This window comes from Streptomyces sp. PT12 (genome assembly GCF_003311645.1).
Classification (GTDB): domain Bacteria; phylum Actinomycetota; class Actinomycetes; order Streptomycetales; family Streptomycetaceae; genus Streptomyces.
In genome coordinates, this window is sequence record NZ_QEST01000223.1 from 53784 (window position 1) to 75287 (window position 21504).

Annotated in this window: 18 protein-coding genes and 5 pseudogenes; 18 read left to right on the forward strand and 5 right to left on the reverse strand. The window is 73.0% G+C overall.

Annotated features, from left to right (window positions below):
- Positions 1-207: 207 nt before the first annotated feature.
- Positions 208-330, reverse strand: coding sequence for a hypothetical protein (locus DEH69_RS33070; RefSeq protein WP_258534912.1), 123 nt, complete (start codon positions 328-330; stop codon positions 208-210).
- Between the two features lie 53 nt (positions 331-383).
- Here DEH69_RS33070 and DEH69_RS24025 point away from each other — a divergent pair, with 53 nt between their 5' ends.
- On the forward strand, positions 384-2273 hold the full coding sequence (locus DEH69_RS24025; protein WP_113689075.1) for a LamG-like jellyroll fold domain-containing protein: 1890 nt from the start codon (positions 384-386) through the stop codon (positions 2271-2273).
- 239 nt (positions 2274-2512) lie between these two features.
- On the forward strand, positions 2513-2641 hold the full coding sequence (locus DEH69_RS33075; protein WP_258534913.1) for a hypothetical protein: 129 nt from the start codon (positions 2513-2515) through the stop codon (positions 2639-2641).
- A gap of 21 nt (positions 2642-2662) precedes the next feature.
- Here DEH69_RS33075 and DEH69_RS24030 read toward each other — a convergent pair whose 3' ends face one another.
- Positions 2663-3109, reverse strand: a complete 447-nt coding sequence (locus DEH69_RS24030) for a carboxymuconolactone decarboxylase family protein (RefSeq protein WP_113689095.1) — start codon at positions 3107-3109, stop codon at positions 2663-2665.
- A gap of 168 nt (positions 3110-3277) precedes the next feature.
- On the opposite strand from DEH69_RS24030, the gene DEH69_RS31760 reads away from it, so the two are divergent.
- The 10 genes and pseudogenes from DEH69_RS31760 (at position 3278) to DEH69_RS24065 (ending at position 10871) form a co-directional block, all read left to right on the forward strand.
- Positions 3278-3454 (forward strand): hypothetical protein, encoded by a 177-nt coding sequence (locus DEH69_RS31760; RefSeq protein ID WP_181727579.1) that lies wholly within the window; start codon positions 3278-3280, stop codon positions 3452-3454.
- Complete coding sequence (locus DEH69_RS24035) at positions 3451-4650, forward strand: M20 family metallopeptidase (RefSeq protein ID WP_113689076.1); 1200 nt, start codon at positions 3451-3453, stop codon at positions 4648-4650. The genes DEH69_RS31760 and DEH69_RS24035 overlap by 4 nt, the downstream gene beginning before the upstream one ends.
- A gap of 234 nt (positions 4651-4884) precedes the next feature.
- The gene (locus DEH69_RS24040) at positions 4885-5553 is read left to right on the forward strand and encodes a hypothetical protein (protein WP_147255805.1); all 669 of its coding nucleotides are present in this window, start codon (positions 4885-4887) and stop codon (positions 5551-5553) included.
- A gap of 371 nt (positions 5554-5924) precedes the next feature.
- On the forward strand, positions 5925-7058 hold the full coding sequence (locus DEH69_RS24045; protein ID WP_113689078.1) for a right-handed parallel beta-helix repeat-containing protein: 1134 nt from the start codon (positions 5925-5927) through the stop codon (positions 7056-7058).
- A gap of 243 nt (positions 7059-7301) precedes the next feature.
- A pseudogene (locus DEH69_RS33080) lies at positions 7302-7514 on the forward strand (GntR family transcriptional regulator); the annotation flags it as partial.
- A gap of 19 nt (positions 7515-7533) precedes the next feature.
- Positions 7534-8113, forward strand: a pseudogene (locus DEH69_RS24050) (hypothetical protein); the annotation flags it as partial.
- Positions 8114-8441: 328 nt separating this feature from the next.
- Positions 8442-8675: pseudogene (locus DEH69_RS33085) on the forward strand (sugar ABC transporter substrate-binding protein); the annotation flags it as partial.
- Complete coding sequence (locus DEH69_RS24060; protein WP_113689081.1) at positions 8672-10006, forward strand: polysaccharide lyase family 1 protein; 1335 nt, start codon at positions 8672-8674, stop codon at positions 10004-10006. The pseudogene DEH69_RS33085 and the gene DEH69_RS24060, both read left to right, overlap by 4 nt.
- 62 nt (positions 10007-10068) lie before the next feature.
- Positions 10069-10373, forward strand: a pseudogene (locus tag DEH69_RS33500) (serine hydrolase domain-containing protein); the annotation flags it as partial.
- Positions 10374-10427: 54 nt separating this feature from the next.
- The gene (locus DEH69_RS24065; protein ID WP_369008277.1) at positions 10428-10871 is read left to right on the forward strand and encodes a serine hydrolase; all 444 of its coding nucleotides are present in this window, start codon (positions 10428-10430) and stop codon (positions 10869-10871) included.
- A 34-nt stretch (positions 10872-10905) separates the two neighbouring features.
- Here the strand turns inward: DEH69_RS24065 and DEH69_RS24070 are convergent, their stop codons facing one another.
- Positions 10906-11739, reverse strand: coding sequence for an NAD(P)-dependent oxidoreductase (locus DEH69_RS24070; RefSeq protein WP_113689082.1), 834 nt, complete (start codon positions 11737-11739; stop codon positions 10906-10908).
- A 116-nt stretch (positions 11740-11855) separates the two neighbouring features.
- On the opposite strand from DEH69_RS24070, the gene DEH69_RS24075 reads away from it, so the two are divergent.
- The 3 genes from DEH69_RS24075 (at position 11856) to DEH69_RS24085 (ending at position 15560) form a co-directional block, all read left to right on the forward strand.
- The gene (locus DEH69_RS24075) at positions 11856-12800 is read left to right on the forward strand and encodes a 5-dehydro-4-deoxyglucarate dehydratase (protein WP_113689083.1); all 945 of its coding nucleotides are present in this window, start codon (positions 11856-11858) and stop codon (positions 12798-12800) included.
- Positions 12800-14029 (forward strand): hypothetical protein, encoded by a 1230-nt coding sequence (locus DEH69_RS24080; RefSeq protein WP_113689084.1) that lies wholly within the window; start codon positions 12800-12802, stop codon positions 14027-14029. The genes DEH69_RS24075 and DEH69_RS24080 overlap by 1 nt, the downstream gene beginning before the upstream one ends.
- 103 nt (positions 14030-14132) lie before the next feature.
- On the forward strand, positions 14133-15560 hold the full coding sequence (locus tag DEH69_RS24085) for an NCS2 family permease (protein ID WP_113689085.1): 1428 nt from the start codon (positions 14133-14135) through the stop codon (positions 15558-15560).
- Between the two features lie 135 nt (positions 15561-15695).
- Here the strand turns inward: DEH69_RS24085 and DEH69_RS24090 are convergent, their stop codons facing one another.
- Positions 15696-16466, reverse strand: a complete 771-nt coding sequence (locus DEH69_RS24090) for an IclR family transcriptional regulator (protein ID WP_113689096.1) — start codon at positions 16464-16466, stop codon at positions 15696-15698.
- A 59-nt stretch (positions 16467-16525) separates the two neighbouring features.
- Between DEH69_RS24090 and DEH69_RS24095 the strand changes: the two genes are divergently transcribed.
- The 3 genes from DEH69_RS24095 to DEH69_RS24105 all read left to right on the forward strand — a co-directional run bounded on the left by DEH69_RS24095 (position 16526) and on the right by DEH69_RS24105 (position 20888).
- The gene (locus DEH69_RS24095) at positions 16526-18109 is read left to right on the forward strand and encodes an aldehyde dehydrogenase (NADP(+)) (RefSeq protein ID WP_113689086.1); all 1584 of its coding nucleotides are present in this window, start codon (positions 16526-16528) and stop codon (positions 18107-18109) included.
- Between the two features lie 201 nt (positions 18110-18310).
- On the forward strand, positions 18311-20275 hold the full coding sequence (locus DEH69_RS24100) for a PhoX family phosphatase (RefSeq protein ID WP_113689087.1): 1965 nt from the start codon (positions 18311-18313) through the stop codon (positions 20273-20275).
- Between the two features lie 130 nt (positions 20276-20405).
- Entirely contained in the window at positions 20406-20888 is a 483-nt protein-coding gene (locus tag DEH69_RS24105; RefSeq protein ID WP_258534914.1) for a MarR family winged helix-turn-helix transcriptional regulator, read from the forward strand.
- 247 nt (positions 20889-21135) lie between these two features.
- On the opposite strand, the pseudogene DEH69_RS33090 reads toward DEH69_RS24105, so the two are convergent.
- Positions 21136-21354, reverse strand: a pseudogene (locus DEH69_RS33090) (IS200/IS605 family accessory protein TnpB-related protein); the annotation flags it as partial.
- Positions 21355-21504: the final 150 nt, after the last annotated feature.

Here is a 21504-nt window from a genome sequence, read left to right on the forward strand (position 1 = left end):
CCCCGTTCCCGTTGTCCCGTCCTCCGTTGTCCCGTCCCCGGCCGCCCCGTTCCCCGTTGTCCCGTCGGGCCGCGCCGTCATCGCCGACCAGAAACGGTGGCCGCGCGCCCGCTTCACCGAACAGTGCCGCGCCGCTGGCCTCCCCACCGACGCGGCCCGCCGCCTGGGCGACGAGCTGGTCCTGCTCGACGAGGGCGCCACCGTCCTCTACGGCCTGGCCACCACCCCCGACCCGATCACCACGGCCCGCACCCTGGCCACGATCTCACCGTTCCCCGCCAGGCGATCGGTCGTGGCCGGGGGTTCAGGCCGTTGCCATCGGGTGGACATGGCGGCTCCGCACACTGCCGCTGACATGCGCGACCAGTGCAAGGAGCCTTTCGATGGCGCTTACCCACGACGGCGACGGGGTGCACAGACGCAGGCTGCTCCAGGCCGCCGTCACCGTGCCCGCGGCCGGTGCCGCGGTCACCGCGGCGGCCACCTCCACCGCTTCCGCGGCCACCCCGGCCCAACGGCCGGGCCGCGGTGGGCGGTTCGACGGCGACAGCCCTCGTTTCGCCCTCGCCGTGCTGCCGGACACCCAGTACCTCTTCGACGCCGACAGCTCCGACCCGGCGCCGTTGCGGGAGACATTCCGCTACCTCGTCGCCGAGCGCGCGGAGGCGAACATCGCCTTCCTGACGCACCTCGGCGATGTCACCGAACACGGCACCGAGCAGGAACTCCGGCTCGCCGCCGACACGTTCGGCACGATCCACGGCTCCGTTCCCTACAGCGTCCTCGCGGGCAACCACGACATCGACGGCTCCACCGACGACCAGCGCGGCGACTCGGCCTACCTCGACGCGTTCGGCCCCCGGCGTTACGCGTCCATGGACAGCTTCGGCGGCGCGTCGCCCGACGGCTACAACAGCTACCACGTGCTGCGCGCCGCCGGGCGCGACTGGCTCGTCCTGGCCCTCGACTGGCGGGTCTCGGACGCTGGACTCGCCTGGACCCAGGGCGTGTTGGACGAGCACCCGAGCCTCCCCGCCATCCTCACCACCCACGACCTCGCCCACGCCGACGGCGAAGGCCGCGCCCAACTCTCCAGCAACGGCACGCGGTTGTGGGAAGGGCTCATCCGCCGCAACGACCAGATCTTCCTCGCCCTCGGCGGCCACTACTGGCCGCCAGGGCGTAGCGTCCTGACCAACGACGCGGGCCACGACGTGCACGTCCACATCACCAACTACCAGGACCGTTACTACGGTGGCGCCGGAATGATCCGGCTGTACGCGTTCGACCTGGCGCGCGGGGCCGTCGACGTCGAGACGTTCGCGCCGTGGTTCCTGGCCCGAGACCCCGAGCGGCGCGCCCCGTTGGAGGCCGAGAATATCGAACTGACCGGTGACACCGACCGGTTCAGCCTCGCGATCGACTTCGCCGAGCGTTTCGGCGGCTTCGCGCCCACGCCGCCGCCCGCGCCGCGCCCGCCCGCGGCCGTCATGCCGCGTGGCACGGTCGCGTACTGGCGGTTCGACGGCTCGGCCCTTCCCGCGCCCGGCGCGCCCGTGCCCAACGGCACGGTGGTGCGCGACCTTTCGGGCAACGGCAACCACCTGACCGTCAGCCGCCTCCACGACAGCGGCCCTGCCGCGTTGGTCGTCTCCGACGAGCACCATGGCGGCCAACCCGCCCACGCGAGCCTGCGTTTCGACGGCGGGCAGTCACCCGACCGGGGCGCGATCCTCACCACGGGGGCGCGGGCGCCGCTGAACAGCCTGAAGTTCACGCGGGGCTACACCATCGAGACGTTCATCAAGCTGCCCGAGCCGTTCGAGGGCGAGCACGCGTGGATGGGCATCCTCAGCTGGCAGGGCCGCAACAGCGAGGCGGGCAAGACGACCGGCTGGTCCCCTGACGAGCCGACGTGCAGCCTGAACCTCTCGGGCGAGCGCTTCCTCCAGTTCGTCGTGTACCCGCACCGGCAGGACGCGGACCCGACGTCGTGGAGCCACGCGCTCGAGGTCGGCCGCTGGACGCATATCGCGGTGGTCAACGACGGCCGCCGCACGGTCGTTTACGTGGAGGGCTCGAAGATCGCCCGCAACCCCACGCAGGCGTCGACGGGCATCGCGACGCTGGGCAAGCCGTTCACGATCGGGGCGACGCAGTTCGACGAACGCTTCGGGCAGGGCTTCTACGGCTGGATCGGCGACACGCGCATCGTCGAACGCGCCCTGGAGCGAGGCGACTTCATGACATCGGCGGAACGGCCCGGCCGCTAGTGGCGCGCCGCGGGCGCTGACTACGCCGGGGCGCGTCGTTGGGCTCAACGTGCCTGCCTCCCGCCCTCCGTCGTACGGACGCTATCGCTTCTCGGCAAGGTGCCAGCCGCACGGGCCAATCGATGGATCCGGTACCGGCCGTGGGGATCGCGCGTGCCCACGTTGCCTCGAACGGGGGCCGGGGCGGGGATCGTCCGGCGTCGACAGGGGCCGGTGCCGACGCCGGACATAATCCCCGTGTGGTGGACGACAGTTGGTGGATCGGGCTCATCACCGGCGGAACGGCCGTGGTCGCGAGTTGGGTCACCGGGCGGGGGGCCGCGCGATCCGCGCGCGCCGCCGCCAGGGCGGCGCTCGACGTCGGCTGAAACGGCGCCGGGGGCGCCCGGTCACGCGAACCGGCCGACCTGGTGGTCGCCAGCGGACTGCTGGACGATGACGTTCAGACGGTTGAACGCGTTGATCAACGCGACGATCAGCGCTAGTGAGGCCAACTGCTCCTCGTCGTAGTGCTTGGCGGCGTTCGCCCACGCCTCGTCCGAGACGCCACCGGCCGCGTCGGCGATGCGCGTGCCCTGCTCGGCCAGCTCCAGGGCGGCGCGTTCGGCGTCGGTGAAGACCGTGGCCTCCCGCCATGTGGCGATGGGGTTGAGGCGCGTCGCGGTCCTTCCGGTGTGCGCGGCATCCTTGGTGTGCATGTCGGTGCAGAAGCCGCAGCCGTTGATCTGGCTGGCGCGGATCTTCACCAGCTCCGCCGTCGCGGACGGAAGCGCCGTGTCCCCGACCGACCTGCTCGCCACGCACGTCCATCTGACAACGGACGGGCGGCGCGCGATCGTTGTCTCGGAGTGGACCGGCGCCGTGTCCCACGAGGCGGCGGCCGCCCCCACCGGGCCCGGGTGCGAGCGGTACGCGCTCCACCACGCGTTCGCGGATGACCGCGTTGTCAGTCCCCCCTCCTAGGCTGGTCCCAACGAAACGAGGAGGCGGGGGAGAGGGTCGGGATGGGCAAGGCGATCATGGGCGCGGCGGTGTCGTTCGACGGCTTCGGCACGGACGACGGCGCCGGGGGCGGGCCGCCGTGGGGCTTCGCGGGGCACCGGATCACCGATGTGGCCGGTGGGCGGATAGGCGGCAAGGCGCCGCGCCTCGTCCACGACGTGGGGGCGAAGGCGCCATGAGCGTCGTCGTCCGCGCCGCCTCGGCGAAGGTCATGAGGTGGGCGCACGAGGACCACGGCAGCGTCGTCGACCTCACGCGCGCCCTGGTGCGCGTCCCGAGCCGCGCGGGGATCGACCCCTATGAGCCGGTCATCGCCACGCTCACCGCGTGGATGGGCGAACGGCGGCTTGCCCCCAGGGTGTTGCGTGACGCGTCGGGTGCGCCGGTCGCCGTCACCGCGGATGTCGTGGGGGAGCGGCGGGGGCCGCGCTGGGTGCTCGACGCCTGCCTGGACACCGCGCCGTTCGGCGACGAGGCGGCCTGGACGCACCCGCCCACCTCGGGGCACCTGGAGAACGGGTGGCTGTGGGGGCGCGGCAGCGCCGACTCCAAGGCCGCCGTCGCGATCTTCTGCCACATCGCCGCCCGCCTCGCGGCCCACCCGGACCAGCTGCGCGGCACCCTCAGCCTGTTGTTCGACCTCGACGAGCACACGGGCGGCTTCGGCGGTGCCAGGCGCTATGCCGAGGGGCCCGACGCGCCACGGGACATCGCCGGGGTCATGATCGGCTACCCGGGGCCCGACCACCTGGTCATCGGGGGGCGCGGCGTTCACCGCGCGCGGATACGGGTGCGGGGCGTGGCGTCGCACTCCGGGGGACGCGCGAGCACTCCCAACGCCATCGCCAAGGCCGCCGACCTCGTCCGCGCTCTCGCCTCCGCCGAGCTTCCCGCGCCCGCACCGGACTTCCCCCTGCCCGGCAAGGTGACGGTCACGGCGATCAGCGGCGGAGAGGGGTTCTCGGTGACCCCGGATCTGTGCACGCTGCATGTCGACATACGCACCGTGCCCACGTTCGACGACGCCGCGGCCGCCCGGCTCCTGGCCGACACCGCTCAACGCGTCGACCACGCCTGGCCCGACACCCCACCCACCCGCGTCGCCCCCCACACCCGCTGGCCGCCCTACGCCCTGCCCGAACACTCGCCCCTGCGCACGGCGCTGCTCGGCGCCGCGGCGGCGCATGGGCTGCGCCCTGAGCCGAAGATCGCGGGCCCGTCGAGCATAGGCAACTACCTCGCGGGCCTCGGCATCCCCGCCACGGCGGGCTTCGGCGTCGTCTACGCCGGTCTGCACGCCACGGATGAACGCATTCGGATCGATACGGTGCCGGAGGTGCAGGCGGCTTATCACTCGGGGGTTTTGGCGCTGTGAAAACGCCCTGCGGGCGGCTTGGCGGCGCGGCTACTGGCTGGACGGGAGGACGTCCAGCCAGTAGCCGCCCCACAACGCACCCGCACCCGCACGCCACCCGCCAAAGCCACCCCAAGGCCAGCGCAGCGTCTCCCCCAAGCCCCACCCCCCGCCGCGCCGCGCACGGCAAGGGCTTCCCTTGTGCCACCATGTCGCAACGTCGATGGTGACAGAGTGCGGCAGGGGGCGCCGGGCATGAGCGATGGGGCAGCGGAGATGATGCGGATCTTCGAGCAGACGGGGCTTGGGGTTCCGCCGGTGCCCGATGAACTACGCGGGGAGGTACGGCAGTTGCGGCCCTGGGCGTTCGCGACGCGAGGCATCGACCCGATGGCGATGTACATGTTCGACCGGCACCCCGTGGACGAGGCCGTCGCCGGGCCCGGTGAGGACTACATGGCCGTCTGCCACGCGGGCCAAGGCACCAACTCGTATGCCGTCACGTACCACTTGGTGTTCGGCCCCCTCGCGCTGTTCGTGCAGACCGGCTGGGGCGGCGCCTACATGGACAGCGTGCGCACGGCCGCGCAGGTCAGGGAGCAGTTCAGCCGCTGCGCCGAGCTGGCCGAACGCGCCGCGCGGCTCCGCGACGCGCCGGGGGACGACGCGCCTGGGCGCGCGCCCCGGCGGCTGATCGTGGCGGACAGCGCCCTGCGCCGCACCGCCCACTGCGGCTGGCTCGACGAGGCGCCGGGGGACCAGGTGGCCGCGCAGGAGTGGTTCAGGGCGCACCGTTGCCCGCGACCGGCGCGGGGCGAGGACGAAGAGGAGGACCCGTTCCCCGGCCTCACCGAGGCCGCCCGGCTCCTGGACGTGGCCCTCACCACGCGGACCCGGACGAGCCGCACAGCCCAGACGACCTAGACGCCCCAGACGACCTGGACGCCCCAGACGACCTGGACGCCCCAGACGACCTGGACGTCACAGACAACCTGTGCGACCCGCACGAGCCGAACGCCCTCCACGGCCCCACACGCAGCCCGCACGGCCTTGGCTGCGGCCCTATGGACGTTCAACGCCCGGCCCCTTGACGCCCCTTGGGGGCGTTGCGATACTCCGGGTGATCGCAAGCGCTTTCCCACAGACGCGCCGTCGCTCCGTTCAGCGCGCGATCTCCCATGGATCCTTTCGCCGAGGGCGACGGGCGGCCCCCGAGTGAATCGATTCATGCAGGTAACACCCCCCGCACCAAGGCGGCGCGTCGTCCTCGATTCCCCCACCCTCAGGAGCGAACGATGGGACGCAGAGCCGCATTTCTCTCCGGAGTCGTCGCCTTGGTCACGGCGACGACGCTCACCGGCTCGGCCGGTGCCACGCCCGCCGCCGCGCAGGACTGCGGCGGCGGCTCGTACCAGGCGGAGGCCGTGCGCAACGGCAACGTCTGGAGCGGGCCCGGCTATTCGGGCAGCGACATGCTGTCCGCCGTGCGGGCCGCCGTCGACAGCCTGCCAGCCGGGCGCACGTCCAAGGCCCGCGTCGTCGTGCGCGGCAGCGGCGAGATGCCCGCCAACAGGTCGTTGGACGTGCCCAGTTACACCGTTCTCGACTTCTGCGGCACGGTCAATGTCGCGGGCTCGGTGGGCGCCAACCACGCCCCGATCCGCACCCAGAACACCACCGCCGTCGAGGTCCAGAACCTCACCATGACGGGCGCCCCCTACTTCGGGATCTTCGTCCGCAACGCCACCGACGTCCGCCTGGGCCAGATCGACCTCAGGCTCTCGGGCGGCCTCGGCATCCGCATCGACAACCATGCCAACCGCGACGTTCGCACCCGCGATGTGCGGATCGATGACGTCTATGTCTCGGGCACCAACAACCACGGCGTCGAGACCTATGGCGTGGACGGCCTGACCATCGGCACGGTCACGGCCCGCAACACCGCCTACTCCGGGCTGTTGCTCAACGACACGATCAACGCCACCGTGCAGCGCGTCGACGGCGAAGGCACGGGCGCGGGGACGGGCTACGCGGCGTTCCGGATGGCGAATCGCAACGGCCGGATCGGCGACAGCTACCCCACCAACATCCGGGTCGGCGAGGTCATCGCCCGCGGCGGCGGGCGCGGCATCTTCTGCGTCTCGGAGAGCGGCGGCGCGGTGATCGACCGGATCACCCTGTCCAACACAGGCAACAACGCCATCCTCATCGAGAACTGCTACAACGTGAACCTCGCCGCGCAGAGCGGCACGGTCAGCGGCGGCGGCGAGATCAGGCTGGCGGCGCGCAGCGAGTTCCCGAACAACCGGGACATCACGCTCCAGAACCTCACGGTCACCAACTCGTCGATCCGCGAGAGCCCGTGTGGGACCAATGTGGTCTACCGCAACCTCACGCTGAACAACAGCAGCCGCGACACCTGTAGTTGAGCCACCCGCGCCCATTCCCCCGCGCACGCCCCGCGCCCGGGAATGGGCGCGCTCCACGGTCTCGGCGGCCCATCTCGTCCGGTCCTGTCAGAACCGTTGACGCGACGGGAAGCGCCGCCTACCTTCGTCGGCACCGCGTCTCGTACGCGATATCTCATATACGAGACGCGGTATGCGATACGCGAAGCGAGACCCGAGGGCAGCCCTTTGAAGAACGCACCCCTGTCCGCGGGCGCCGTGCAGGTGCCCATCCCTTCCAGGACGCAGTGTGTCCCCGAGCACCTGGCCCATGCGATTCTGACCGGTCAACTCGCCCTCGGGACGGCCCTGGTGGTGACGGAGCTCGCGGCGCGCTTCAGCGAGTACGAGGGCGCCGCGGTGCGCACCGTGGACGCGGCGATGGCGCGTTCGGCCCTCGACGTCCGGCCGCCGCTCGAACCCGAGGCGCCGCGGCGTCGTGGGCGAGGGCCCGGCCAGGTTCGCCGGGATCCGCGAGCTCCAGCCGCCCACCGACGAGGAGTTGGCGCGGCTCGGTGTCGTCCCCGAGCAGTCACCTGACCCGGGGGAGCTGCTGGACCGCACCGGCGCCGAGATCGCCGTCGTCCGCACCCCGATCCACACCCATGGCGAGCTGGGCGTGATGTGGTGGACGGCGTGCTGGCCAACCCCCTGGCGCACGCCGTCGCCACCGCCCTGCGCATCGAGGGTTCCGACCGGGCCGAGGAGATCGCGTCGGTCGACGTCGAGCTCTACCGGGCTGCCGACGCTGACCAGCCGCTACGGCCGCACCGACCTGCTGGCCAACCTGGTCGCCCATCTCCGCGACGGCGCGCCGCTGCTGGTGCCGCTTGAGCGCACGGGCGCGTTCACCCGGCTCGTCGAGACGGTGCGCACCGCGCCCGACCCCGCCGAACTCCCGTGCTCCGCCTGGATGGTGGCGGAGGGCCCGCGAGGGCCTCGACGCCCTGACCGGCGAGGGCGTCCGCCGCCTGGCGCTCCACTCCGAGCTTGGCGCGCCCTGGGCCTCTTCCCCCGCGCCGCCGCACCACGCCTGACCACCCACCCACCCACCCACCCACCCGCAGGAGCCGCAGCATGAGAAGTCGCATCCCACGTCGTACCCCGAGGAGAACCCTGGCGCGCCCGGCCGCCGCCGTCCTGACCGCGTTGCCCCCGGCCGCCACCGCCACCCCGTGCGGCGACGACGGGATGTCGTCGGGCAGCGAGGGCGACGACACGGGCACCATCACGCTCCGGGACAACGACGGTGGGCCGCGCACCGGCATCGGGAACGAGATCACCGAGGCGTTCGAGGCCCACCACCCCGACATCGACATGCGGTTCGTCGGCGTCCCCGGCGACCTCCAGGCCCTCGATGCCCCGTGGATCGCGCAGGCGCCGCCCACCCAGGCCGCGGTGGAGGCGCTCAGCGACGAGAACACCACGATCGTCGACCTGCCCTACCACCTGCCCGACTGGAACACCATCTCCAAGGCCGACACCGAGCCCAACTTCCAGCGCCTGCTGCTCGGCGAGATGAGCGCGCAGGAGTTCGCCGACGACCTCGCCGAGCGGCTCGACGGGGCGCAGGCCGAGTGGCAGGAGCAGCGCCAGTGAGGCGCGCGGCGACGGCGGGGGGCGCGGGGATCGCGCTCGCGCTGGTCTGCGCGCTGGCCGCGCCGGTGCCGGGGCTGGCCGCCGAGCGCCACGGGGAGCACGACCCGGCGCGGGCCGTGCTCCCCGAGGGCGACGGCTGGGGCTCGGCGGAGGGCGGCGTCACCGGGGGCTCGGCCGCCGACCGCGACCACGTGTACACGGTCTCCACGCGCGAGGAGCTGGCCCGGGCGCTGGCCGACGACCCCGGCGAGCCCCGGATCATCAAGGTCACCGGCACGATCGACGCCAACACCGCGCCCGATGGCACCCCCTTGACGTGCGACGACTACGCGACCGACGGCTACAGCCTTGACGCGTACCTGGCCGCCTACGACCCCGGCGTCTGGGGCGACGCCGAGCCATCGGGCCCGCTGGAGGAGGCCCGCGTGGCCTCGGCCGCGCGCCAGGCCGAACGGGTCCTGCTGCAGGTCGGCTCGCACACCACCCTCATCGGCGTGGGCGACGACGCCCGCCTGCTGGGCGCCAGGCTCGATGTGCGGGGCGTGGAGAACGTGATCGTCCGCAATCTCACGTTCGAGGACACCTTCGACTGCTTCCCGCAGTGGGACCCGACCGACGGCGACACGGGCAACTGGAACTCCGAGTACGACAGCCTGGTGCTGTACGGCGCGGAGCGCGTGTGGGTGGACCACAGCACGTTCACCGACGGGCGCCGCCCCGACGCCGACCAGCCCGAGTACTTCGGGCGGCTGTTCCAGCAGCACGACGGCCAACTCGACATCGTGCGCGGCACCGACCTCGTCACCGTCAGCTGGAACGAGTTCACCGAGCACGACAAGACGATCCTGCTCGGCAACAGCGACGGCGCGTCGGCCGACGACCGCGGCAGGCTGCGGACGACCTTCCACCACAACCTGTTCCACAACGTCAACGAGCGTGCGCCCCGCGTCCGTTACGGCCAGGTGGACGTCTACAACAACCACTTCAGGCAGGACGCGGGCGCCCGCTACGGCTACAGCTGGGGCATCGGCATCGAGGCCGCGCTGGTCGCCGAGTACAACGCGTTCACCCTGCCGCGAGGCCCTGAGGGCACGACCCCCGACCGCGTGCTGCACCGCTGGACGCCCGGCACCTCGGTGACCGAGGACGGCAACTGGGTCAACGCCCGCCCCGTCGACCTGCTCGGCGCCTACAACGCGGCCAACCCGGACGCCCCGCTCGGCGACGACGTCGGCTGGACGCCCGAGCTGCGCCCGCGCGTCGACCACCCCCTGCTGGTCCCCGTGCTGATCAGGGCGCACGCGGGGGCGGGGCAGCCGCTGTGGCGGTGACACCCGCGGTGCACGGCACGACCGCGCCCGGATTCGAGGCCCCGCGCGTGGAGTTCGCGGCGGTGGGGTACGAGGAGGGCGCTCAGCTCGCCGTCCTGGTGGACGGCGAGCCGGTGGCCGACCTGTGGCGCGGGCCCGGGGTGGAGGGGGACTTGCTCCTGGGCGTGTTCTCCTCCACCAAGGGGGCGGCCTTCGCGGTGGTGGCGCTGCTCGCCCAGGAGGGCGCCCTCGATCTCGACCGCGAAGTGGCCTTCTACTGGCCGGAGTTCGCCGCCGAGGGCAAGGGCGGCGCGACCGTGCGCGAGCTGGTCGGCCACCGTGTCGGAGCGCTGGGCACCGACGAGGGACTGACGCTCGACGAGGTGGCCGACGACCGCGCGACGGCCTCGCGGGCCTCGCGGGCAACCGCCACCACCCCGGCATGCCCGAGCTGGCCGAGCTGCCGAACCTCCGCGTCATCCGCGCGGGCGGCCCCGCCTCGGTCGGCGGCGTGGCCTTGGCGCGCGGCCTCGCCGGGCTCTACGCGGCCGTCATCGGCGGGCCGTTCACGGGGGCGACGCTTGCCGAGTGCGCGCTTGTGTCGTCGGCGGGGCACGACCTGGTGCTTGGCACGCACCGCGTCCATGGCCTGGGCTTCATGGTGGGCTGGCCGTTCCTCGGCGCGGGCGCGTTCGGGCACGACGGGGCGGGCGGCTCGATGGCGTTCGCCGATCCGCGCGCCGGGCTGGCGTTCGGCTACGCGCGCCGCCGCTTCCCCTCGCCGGGCGGCGCGGGCCAGGACGCGGAGCGCCTTGCCACGGTGGCGCGGGCGTGCGCGCTGGCGCGCCAAGGGCACCAGGGGCACCAGGGGCACCAGGGGCGCTGACCCGCGCCGCGCGCCCCGCCGCGCGCCCCCGGCGTCAGTGCGGCCAGATGGGCGGGTCGGTGATGAACGCCCCGCCCAGGTGCTGGTGCGCGGGCAGCGAGGCGTCACGCTCGCCCTCCTGCGCGATCAGCTTCTCCGCGAACGCCTCCGAGTCGTCCCGCGGCGCATAGCCGATGGCCCTGGCCGTGGCGAGGTCGAAGACGCCGCGCGTGTTGGCGGAGGCCCCGTAGACGATCGCGTGCCCGACGTTCTCGGCCGTCAGCGCCGCGTCGAAGAGCCGCGCGCCATCGGCGGGGCTCAGCCACAGCGACAACATCCTGACGTTCCTGGGCTCGGGAAAGCACGAACCGATGCGCACCGAGACCGTTTCGATCCCGTGCTTGTCCCAGTACAGCTGGGCCAGGTCCTCGCCGAAGCACTTGGAGAGCCCGTAGAACGTGTCGGGCCGGTGCCGCGTCCCGGCGGGGACCGGTGGCTCACCGGCCGCGGGCCACGCGGTGTACCCCACGGCGTGGTTGCTCGACGCGAACACGATCCGCCGCACGCCCTCCTGGCGCGCCGCCTCGTAGAGGTTGTAGGTGCCCTCGATGTTGGCCCGCAGGATCTTGTCGAACGTCGACTCGAGCGAGATGCCCGCCAGGTGCAGAACGGCGTCGCAGCCGCGCACGGCGGCGCGCAGCGCGTCCCGGTCGCCCAGGTCCGCGGTGATCGCGTCGGGGGCGCCATCGATGGGCACCATGTCGAGCAGCCGCAGCCGGTACCCGTGGGCGGGCAGCAGCTCGCGCATCAACGTGCCGACGCCCCCCGCGGCGCCGGTGAGCAGCACCGTCCGTTCACCGGCGGGCCGAGCGGGCTCACTCGCGACCATGGGGCCACCTCTCCGTGTCTCCGGGACAACTTGACCGGTTCTTCGCGGCTGAACTAGCGTATCCGTTCAGCTATATGGACAGCAATCATACTCATGCACGGCCGAGAGAGGGACGCATGACCCACGCCACACTCGCCCCGCGACTCGGCGGCCTGTTGTTCTTCCCCGTCACCGCCTGTGGCCCCGACGGGTCGATCGCCCTGGACGCCTACCGTGCCCATGTGCGCGCCGGGATCGACGCGGGCGCGGGGGCGGTCTTCGCCTGCTGCGGCACCGGCGAGTTCCACGCCCTGACGCCCGAGGAGTTCGGCCGTTGCGTCGCGGTGGCCGTCGAGGAGGCGGCGGGCGCCGTCCCCGTCGTGGCGGGCACGGGCCACGGCACCGCGCTGGCCGCCGAGTTCGCCGCGATCGCCGACGCGGCGGGCGCCGACGGCCTGCTGGCCATGCCGCCCTACCTCGTCAACGCGGGCCAGCGCGGCCTGCTCCGCCACTACACCGAGCTGGCCGCCGCCACCCGGCTCGAGATCATCGTCTACCAGCGCGACAACGCCGTGTTCACGCCCGCCACCGTGGTCGAGCTGGCCAGGACCCCCGGCATCGTGGGCCTCAAGGACGGCCTGGGCGACCTCGCCCTGCTCCAGCGCATCGTCTCGGCCGTGCGCGCCGAGGCCCCGGGGGAGCCGTTCCGCTACTTCAACGGCATGCCCACCGCCGAGCTGAGCGCCCCCGCCTACCGCGGCCTTGGCGTCGCGCTCTACTCGTCGGCCGTCTTCTGCTTCGCCCCCGAGATCGCCCTCGCCTTCCACGCGGCCCTGGACGCCGATGACCGCGAGACCGTGGACCGCCTGCTCGACGGCTTCTACCGGCCCCTGGTCGAGCTGCGCGACCGCGGCGCGGGCTACGCCGTCTCCCTCGTCAAGGCGGGGGTGCGGCTGCGCGGCCTCGACGTCGGCGGCGTGCGCGCCCCCCTCGCCGAGCCCGAGCCCGCGCATGTCGACGAGCTGGCCGCGCTGCTCGACCAGGGCCTCGAACTCGTCGGCGCGAAGGGCCTGAACGCCTGATGCGCGCCGCGGCCTTCCTCTACCCCTGGGACGTGGTCGGCGACCCGGACGCCGCCCGCCGCGTCGCCGAACTCGGCGTGCGGCAGGCCACGTTGGCCTCCGCCTACCACTCTACGCGCGCCCTCACCCCGCGCCACCCCCGCCACCGCGTCGTCACCGCGCGCCACGCGGCCGTCTACTACCCGCCGGATCCCGGGCGTTGGGCCGGGGCCGCCCTCGCCCCGCACTCCCAGCGCTGGGTCGCGGGCGCCGACCCCTACGGCGAGGCCGCCGCCGCGCTGACCGACGCGGGTGTCGAGGTCCACTCGTGGGTGATCCTCGCCCACAACACCCGCCTCGGCGAGGAGCACCCCGACATCACCGTCCGCAACGCCTACGGCGACCGCTACCCCTGGGCGCCCTGCGTGGCGCGGCCCGAGGTGCGCGACTACGCCGTCAGGCTCGCCGCCGAGGCCGCCGTGCGCCCGGGCGCGCGCGGCACCGAGCTCGAATCCTGCGGCTGGTACGGCCTCGACCACCTGCACGCGCACGACAAGATCGGCGGTGCCGCGCTCGGCGGCGTCGGCTCCTTCCTGATGTCGCTGTGCTTCTGCGAGGTCTGCCGCGACGGCTACGCCGCCCATGGCGCCGACCCTGAGCGGCTGCTCGCCACCGTGCGCGACGCCCTCGCCCCCGCGTTCGCTGGCCGCCCCGCCCCCGCGGCGGCCGACAGGGCGGGGGAGTGGGCCGCGATCGCCGCCCTGCTCGGCGAGCACGCCGACGCGGTCGCGGGCTGGCGCGACGCGGTGGCCGAACGGCTGCGGCGCGAGGCGGTCGCGGCGGTGCGCGCCGCCGCGCCCGAGGGGTTTCGCGTCCTGCTGCACGCCGACCCCGCGCCCCACCGCTGCGGCGCCAACGCCGGGATGGACCCGGCCGCGGTCCTCGCCCACGCCGACGGCGTGGTGGTGCCCTGCGCGGGTGGCGCCGGGGCGCGCGCGGGCGCGCTCGGCCCGTTCGCGGGGCACGCCACCGAACGCACCACCCTCGCGGCCAACTTCCCCGTGGTCGCGGGGATGGGCGGCAGCCCCGCGACGCTGGCCGCCGACGCCGCGCACGCCGCGTCGCTCGGCGCCACCGAGCTGCGGCTCTACCACGCGGGGCTCGCCACCGACGAGGACCTGGCGGCGGTCGCGGACGCGCTGCGGAAGCTGGCGGCGGACGAGGCGGCGGGGGAGGCATCGGGGGAATAACGGTGCCGCATCGTGTTACACGCCGTAAACCCGCGCCGCGGCCCCAACGGGGAGAATCCCCCCGTTGTCCCCGTCCCCTTCCCCGCGCAGCAAGGATTCCGCCATGCCGCCGCTCCGTAGCGCAGCACCGCCCGCAGGGCTCGACCGCTTCTTCCGCATAACCGAACGTGGCTCCACGCTGGGCCGGGAGATACGCGGCGGCCTTGCCACGTTCTTCACGATGGCCTACATTCTGGTGCTCAATCCGGCCATCCTCTCCGGCGCCACCGATGTCAACGGCGACCGCCTCGCCCCCGACCAGCTGCTCACGGTGACCGCGCTGACGGCCGCGGTGATGACCGTCCTCATGGGCGTCACCGCCAACCTCCCCCTCGCCCTCGCCGCCGGGCTCGGCATCAACGCCATGGTCGCCTACCAGTTCGCGCCCCGCATGACGTGGGACGACGCGATGGGCCTCGTCGTCATCGAGGGCCTGATCCTGTGCGCGCTGTCCGCGACGGGCCTGCGCGAGGCGGTCATGCACGCCATCCCGAACACCCTCAAGCAGGCCATCGGCGTGGGCATCGGCCTCTTCATCGCCCTGATCGGCTTCGTCAACGCGGGCTTCACCGTGGGCGTCGCGCCCCCTTCCCCGCCGCTGAGCATGGCGGGCACGGGCGAGTTGCACGGCTGGCCGATCGCGGTGTTCTGCGCGGGGCTGCTGCTGACGTTCGCCCTGCTGGCGCGGCGGGTCAAGGGAGCGATCCTGATCTCCATCGTCGCGACGACGGTGCTGGCGATCGTCGTCAACGCGGTGGCCGACATCGCCGACGAGGCGTGGGGCGGCAACGGCGTGCCGAAGGCGCCCGACGAGGTGGTGTCCACCCCCGACTTCGGGCTGCTCGGGAACTTCAGCCTCTTCGGGGCCTTCGCCGAACTCAGCTTCTTGACCGTGGTGTTGCTGATCTTCACGCTGTTCCTGACCGACTTCTTCGACACGATGGGCACGGCCGTCGCGGTGACGGGCGAGGCGGGCCTGCTCGACGAGCGCGGGCGCGTGCCGCGCCTCGGCAGGCTGCTGTTCGTGGACGGCCTGGCCGCCGCGGCGGGCGGTGCGGCCTCCGCGTCGTCCAACACGTCCTACATCGAGTCGGCCGCGGGCGTCGGCGAGGGCGCCCGCACCGGCTTCGCGAACCTGGTGACCGGCGGCCTCTTCGCCCTCGCGCTGTTCTTCTCCCCGCTGGCCGCGGTCGTCCCCGCCCAGGCCGCGGCCCCCGCCCTGGTGGCGGTTGGCTTCCTGATGATGGCGCAGGTGGCGGGCGTCGACTGGACGGACCCCACGCTGGCGATCCCGGCGTTCGCGACGATCGTGGTCATGCCGTTCACCTACTCGATCACCAATGGCATCGGCGCGGGCTTCGTGACGTTCGTCCTGCTCAAGCTGGTCACGGGCCGCGTCCGCGAGATCCCGTGGCTCCTGTGGATCACGGCGGCGCTGTTCACGATCTACTTCGCGATCGACCCGATCGAGCAGGTGCTCGGCGTGAACTGACCCGTTCTCCGGGCGCCTTGGGCGCCCTCCTCAACAGTCACCGCCCCCACATGGGACGTGACCGCTTCCGTGCCCGCGCCGAGGCGTTCGGCGATCTCCGCGTTGGTCAGCCCCTCGGCCCCCCGGCGCGGGCGTTCAGAGGTGGCGGGCCGCCAGGGCGAGGCGGTCGCGGGCGTCGAACAGCGCCTCCCTGATGAGCTGTTCGTGCGCCGGGGTCAGCCTGGCCACGGGCACCGAGCAGCTGATGGCGTCCCTGGCCGGGGTGCGGTAGGGGATGGCGATGCCGAAGCAGCTGAGCCCCAGGGTGTTCTCCTCGCGGTCGATCGCGTACCCGCGCTCGCGGACCAGCGCCAACTCCTCGATCAGCCGCTCACGTTCGGTGATGGTGTGCTCGGTCAGCCGCTCCAGCCTCTCCGGCAGCATCGCGCGCACCCGCTCGTCGCTGTGGGTGGCGAGCAACGCCTTGCCCAGTGACGTCGAGTGCGCGGGGAGGCGGCGGCCCACGCGGGTGAAGGGGCGCAGATAGTGCTCGGACTGGCGGGTGGCGAGATAGACGACGTTGGTGCCGTCGAGCCTGGCGAGGTGGATCGTCTCGGTGGTGTCGCCGGAGAGCCGGTCGAGCGTGGGCCTGGCGACGGCGACGACCTCGTCGCCGTCGATGTAGGACGTGCCCACGAGCAGCGCCCGCACGCCGATGCCGTACCGGGTGCCGGTGGCGTCCGTCTCCACCCAGTCCAGGTCGACCAGGGTCCGAAGGAGCATGTAGAGGCTCGACTTGGGGTACCCGACGGCCGCCTGGACATCCGCGAGCGAGTGCATTCCGGGGCGCCCGGCGAAGAACTCGAGCAGCTCCACCGTGCGGACCGCCGACTTGACCTGGGCCCCGCCCGTCTCACCCGCTGACATCGCCTTGACCCCCTTGTTCGCGCCCCGATAGAGTCCCACAAAGTTCACATACGGGGACGATGTTCAGTATCTCGAACGTCGACTATAGCGAATCGGCAGGAGGATCGATCCCGGTGGCAGTACCAGTGTGGAGTGTGGATCCGCGGACCGGAAAGCAGCGCGAGGCGGTGGCCGCGGAAGCGAGGGTCGAGGACGTCGACGCGGCGGTGCGCGCCGCCCACGCCACGCGTGGGGCGCTCTCCGATCGTGACACGAGGATCGCCCTGCTGCGCGCCGCGGCCGACGCGTTGGAGGCCGACGGCGAGCGGATCATCGCCACCGCCGACGCCGAGACGGCGCTGGGCGAGGCCCGGCTCACCGGCGAACTCGCCCGCGCCACGGGCCAGTTGCGCGCGTTCGCCGACGAGGTCGCGGAGGGCGGCCACCTCGACGTGATCATCGACCACGCCGACGCGTCCACCACCCCGCCCCGACCCGACCTGCGGCGTTACAAGATCCCGCTGGGCGTGGTCGCCGTCTACGCGGCGTCCAACTTCCCGCTGGCTTTCTCCGTGCCGGGCGGCGACACCGCGAGCGCCCTGGCCGCGGGCTGCCCCGTCGTCGTCAAGGCGCACCCCGACCACCCCGCCACCTCCGAGCTCGCGGGCGCCGCGCTGCGCAGGGCCGCAGTCAAGGCCGGGCTGCCCGAGGACGTCGTCACCGTGCTGCACGGCTTCGAGGCCGGGGTCGCGCTGGTCAAGCACCCGCTGGTCACCGCGGCCGGGTTCACCGGCTCGGTGCGCGGCGGGCGCGCGCTGTTCGACGCGGCGGCGGCCAGGCCCGTGCCGATCCCGTTCTACGGGGAGCTGGGCAGCCTCAACCCCGTGCTGATCACCGAGGCCGCCGCGCGCGAGCGCGCCGAGGAGATCGGCGCGGGCCTCGCCGGGTCGATGACGCTCGGCACCGGCCAGTACTGCACCAAGCCCGGCTTTGTCCTCGCCCCCGCGGGCGAGGCGGGGGACGCGCTGCTCGGCGCGCTCGCCGGTGAGGTCGCCCAGGCCGCGCCCGGCGTGATGCTGGACGCGCGCATGCGGGAGGCGTTCCTCGCGGGCGTCGCCGAACGGGCCGCGCTCGACGGCGTGAGCAGCCCCGTCACCGCCACCGAGGGCGCCGACGGCGGCACGGTCGCCGCCGGGTTCCTCACCGTGGACGCCGACAGGCTCGCCGCCGAAGGCCCCCACGACCTGCTGATCGAGGAGTGCTTCGGGCCGCTGACCGTCGTGGTCCGCTACGCCACCGCCGAGCAGGTCTCCGCCGTGCTCTCCCGCCTGCCGGGGAACCTGACGGCCACCGTCCACCTGGGCGCGGCCGAGGCGCGGGGCGAGGAGGAGGGCGCCGCGCTGCTCGCCGAGCTGACCCCGCTGGCCGGGCGCGTCCTCGTCAACGGCTGGCCCACCGGCGTCGCCGTCACCCACGCCCAGCACCACGGCGGCCCCTACCCCGCCACCACCTCCACGTCCACCTCGGTCGGTACCACCGCGATCGAACGCTGGCTGCGCCCCGTCACCTACCAGAACGCGCCCGCCGCGCTGCTCCCGCCCGAGTTGCGCGACGACAACCCCCTGGGCCTGCCCCGGCGCGTCAACGGCCGCAGGGAGGTCTGACGCCGAAGGGCACCGACGAGGTGGGCGCCTCACGCGCGGGGCTGACGTTCCGTGCTCGCGGCCAAGTGAACTGTTACGGTGAATCGTCCGTATGGACGCAAGTGGCTTCCTGTTCACCTTGGTGGCCACTGAGCGCCACTGACGCTCCCTAGCCTCACGCGGGAACCCCACCGCCGTCACACCTGCTAGCGAGGATCCAGGATGTCAGCTCAGCGCCCGGTTTTCCCCGAGTTCGACCCGGACGACGTCAGCTCCAACTCGTCGGCGAACCGGACCTTCGGTGAGGTGGTCGAGACCAGGATGTCCCGCCGCGCCGCCCTCAAGGGCGGCACCGCCGCGGCGGCGGGCTTCCTCGTCGCGGCCTCCGCCGCGTCCCCGGCCGCGGCCAGGACCCCCGCGGGCGGCGGGGCGGGCGGCGGCGGCTGGGAGAGCGGCCACAGGCCCACCCGGCTGCTCGGCTTCACCGGCGTCCCGACCAGCACCGACGACGACTTCAAGGTCCCCGACGGCTACCAGATCCAGGTCCTTATCCCCTGGGGCACCCCGATCCGCCCCGGCGGCCCCCGCTGGCGCGAGGACGGCTCCAACTCCGCCGACGAGCAGGCCGAGCAAATCGGCATGAACCACGACGGCATGCACTTCTTCCCCCTCGGCGCGGGCCGCGAGTCCAGCCGCCGCGGCCTGCTGGTCCTCAACCACGAGTATGTCGACCAGTCGCTGCTCTTCCCCGACGGCGCCGACGAGATCACGGCCGAGAAGGTCGCCAAGGCCCTCGCCGCGCACGGCGTGAGCATCGTGGAGATCGAGAAGCGGCGCAACGGCGAGTGGCGCGTCGTGGATTCCCGCCGCGCCCGCCGCGTCACCGGCACCACCCCCGTGGAGTTCTCGGGCCCGGTCCAGCTCGGCCACCCGAGCCTGGCCTCAGAAAACGACCCGATGGGCACGCTCAACAACTGCTCGTCCGGCGCCACCCCGTGGGGCACGTACCTCACGTGCGAGGAGAACTGGAACAACTACTTCGGCACCGAGGACGAGTCCTGGGAGCCGACCCCCTCGCAGGCCCGCTACGGCGTCTCGGCCACCGGCGGCGGCTACCGCTGGCACGAGGCCGAGCCCCGCTTCGACATCGCGGCCAACCCCAACGAGGCCAACCGCTTCGGCTGGATCGTCGAGATCGACCCGGAGAAGCCCCGCAGCGCCCCGGTCAAGCGCACCGCGCTGGGCCGCTTCAAGCACGAGGGCTGCACCGTCACCGAGTCCCGCGGCAGGGTCGTCGCCTACTCGGGCGACGACCAGGACGGCGACTACATCTACAAGTTCGTCGGCGAGGGCAGCTGGCGCGTGCACCGCGCCCTGGGCCGCAGCCCCCTGGACCACGGCACGCTCTACGTGGCGCGCTTCGAGGACGACGGCTCGGGCTCGTGGCTGCCGCTCACCCACGGCACCGGCGCGCTGACCACCGCCAACGGCTGGGCCGACCAGGCCGACGTGCTGCTGCGCACGCGCGAGGCCGCCGACGCGGTGGGCGCCACCAAGATGGACCGCCCCGAGTGGATCGCCGTCAACCCCAAGAACCAGGACGTCTACTGCACGTTGACCAATGGTTCGGGCTGGGATAACGCCGTCAACCCCCGCAAGCCCAACCCCTACGGCCACATCGTCCGTTGGACCGAGACCGGCCGCGACAACACCGCGCTCACCTTCGAGTGGGACATCTTCCTGCTCGCCGGTGACCAGGAGTACGACGACCGCGTCGACCTCGGCGCCAACATCTTCGGCTCCCCCGACGGCCTCGGCTTCGACCGCGAGGGCCGCCTGTGGATCCAGACCGATGTCTCCAACTCCGTGCAGAACTCCCCCTCCGCCGGATACGACAACATCGGCAACAACCAGATGCTGGCCGGTGACCCGCGCACCGGCGAGGTCCGCCGCTTCCTGACCGGGCCGCGCGGCGCCGAGATCAGCGGCATCACGTTCACGCCCGACCACAAGACGATGTTTGTCAACGTCCAGCACCCCGGCGAGTCCACGGGCGCGTGGGGCACCCCCACCCCCGAGAACCCCCGCGCGGTGAGCAACTGGCCCGACTTCGACCCGACCGGGCGCCCCCGCTCGGCCACCGTCGTCATCCGCCGCACCGACGGCGGCGTGATCGGCGCCGCCTGACCCGGGCACGCCGTCCGCATCAAGCATGAGGACCGGCCGGGGCGCGCGGTCGGCGCCCCGGCCGGAGCCGTTCCACCCCGCCGGGGCGGCCAGGATGACAAGGCCGTGCGCGAGTGCGACAGTGAGATCCGTGACTTCGCCCGCCTCGCGCCGCCGCGCCGCCACTCCGGCCAGGGCGGCGTCCGAGGTCTCCGAGGTCGTCGAGCTGCTCGAGGTCCTGTGGGGGCGCGGCAGGGACGCGGCCTCTCCCGCGCCGGTCTCCTCGGCCCAGCTGCGGGTCCTCTACATCATCGAAAGGGACGAGGGCATCAACCTCAGGGGCCTCGGCGCCCTGATGGGCGCGGCGCCGTCCTCGGTGAGCAGGCTGTGCGACCGGCTCCAAGCGGTCGGCTTCGTCGAGCGCGGGACCAGCAGGGCCAGCCGCCGCGAGCTGGAGCTGCGCCTCACCCCGGGCGGCCGCCGCTTCCTGGCCGAGCTGCGCGCCCGCAGGGAGGAGGCGTTGACCGCCGCCATCGCCGCCATGTCCCCCGCGGCCCGCGGCGCCCTGGTGGAGGGCCTGGCCGGGTTCAGGAAAGCCCTGAAGCCTCCGGCGTTGGAGCGCAACCGTTCCTAAGGACTGAGCATGAGTTGCACGTGCTCAGCCGTGTGCCCCGAACGGTGTTGGGCACGCTGGTCGCCCGCGTTCGCGCCGCGTCCGGGCGGCACGGATCGTGTCCGTGGTCCGGGGATGCGGGGGCGGGTTCCCTCACGCCCCCGGGTGCCGCCTGCGGCCTGGGCGGTCCGATGCCCCGCACGATCGCTCTGGTCGTGTGGGGGCGGTGCCGTCCGTCGCCGGATGCGGTGCCCGAGGGCGCGTCGCCGGGGGTGACGCGGATGGTCTCGTTGCCGTATCGCTTGCCGGACTCGCCGTCCGCAGCGAGGAACCAGCGCTCGGATTCCCACCGTTCACGCCACTGATCGGCGGTGAGCTGCGCCGTTTCGAGGTGGTGACGCGTGTTCAGCAGACGTTTGCCGCCCCGCACGACGCGGACGCACCCCGCTTCGCGGTCGGCCCGCTCGGCGGTAAGCCGGTCCTCAAGACCGTGCGCGGCCCGGCACGCTGAGCGGGCACGGAAAGCGTCCCGTTACGAAACCAGCGATACGCCGTGTGGGGAGAAATCCCCTGCGCTCGCGCCCACTGAGGTTTTCTCAACGATGTTTGTGCCATGCGTTGTTGAGGACGAGTGCGG

Excerpts from the sequence above, each read along its gene's own strand:
- DEH69_RS33070 (WP_258534912.1), bottom strand. The coding sequence starts at position 330 with ATGTCCACCCGATGGCAACGGCCTGAACCCCCGGCCACGACCGATCGC.
- DEH69_RS24025 (WP_113689075.1), top strand. The coding sequence starts at position 384 with ATGGCGCTTACCCACGACGGCGACGGGGTGCACAGACGCAGGCTGCTC.
- DEH69_RS31760 (WP_181727579.1), top strand. The coding sequence starts at position 3,278 with ATGGGCAAGGCGATCATGGGCGCGGCGGTGTCGTTCGACGGCTTCGGC.
- DEH69_RS24035 (WP_113689076.1), top strand. The coding sequence starts at position 3,451 with ATGAGCGTCGTCGTCCGCGCCGCCTCGGCGAAGGTCATGAGGTGGGCG.
- DEH69_RS24040 (WP_147255805.1), top strand. The coding sequence starts at position 4,885 with ATGAGCGATGGGGCAGCGGAGATGATGCGGATCTTCGAGCAGACGGGG.
- DEH69_RS24045 (WP_113689078.1), top strand. The coding sequence starts at position 5,925 with ATGGGACGCAGAGCCGCATTTCTCTCCGGAGTCGTCGCCTTGGTCACG.
- DEH69_RS24065 (WP_369008277.1), top strand. The coding sequence starts at position 10,428 with ATGCCCGAGCTGGCCGAGCTGCCGAACCTCCGCGTCATCCGCGCGGGC.
- DEH69_RS24070 (WP_113689082.1), bottom strand. The coding sequence starts at position 11,739 with ATGGTCGCGAGTGAGCCCGCTCGGCCCGCCGGTGAACGGACGGTGCTG.
- DEH69_RS24075 (WP_113689083.1), top strand. The coding sequence starts at position 11,856 with ATGACCCACGCCACACTCGCCCCGCGACTCGGCGGCCTGTTGTTCTTC.
- DEH69_RS24080 (WP_113689084.1), top strand. The coding sequence starts at position 12,800 with ATGCGCGCCGCGGCCTTCCTCTACCCCTGGGACGTGGTCGGCGACCCG.
- DEH69_RS24085 (WP_113689085.1), top strand. The coding sequence starts at position 14,133 with ATGCCGCCGCTCCGTAGCGCAGCACCGCCCGCAGGGCTCGACCGCTTC.
- DEH69_RS24090 (WP_113689096.1), bottom strand. The coding sequence starts at position 16,466 with ATGTCAGCGGGTGAGACGGGCGGGGCCCAGGTCAAGTCGGCGGTCCGC.
- DEH69_RS24095 (WP_113689086.1), top strand. The coding sequence starts at position 16,526 with ATGTTCAGTATCTCGAACGTCGACTATAGCGAATCGGCAGGAGGATCG.
- DEH69_RS24100 (WP_113689087.1), top strand. The coding sequence starts at position 18,311 with ATGTCAGCTCAGCGCCCGGTTTTCCCCGAGTTCGACCCGGACGACGTC.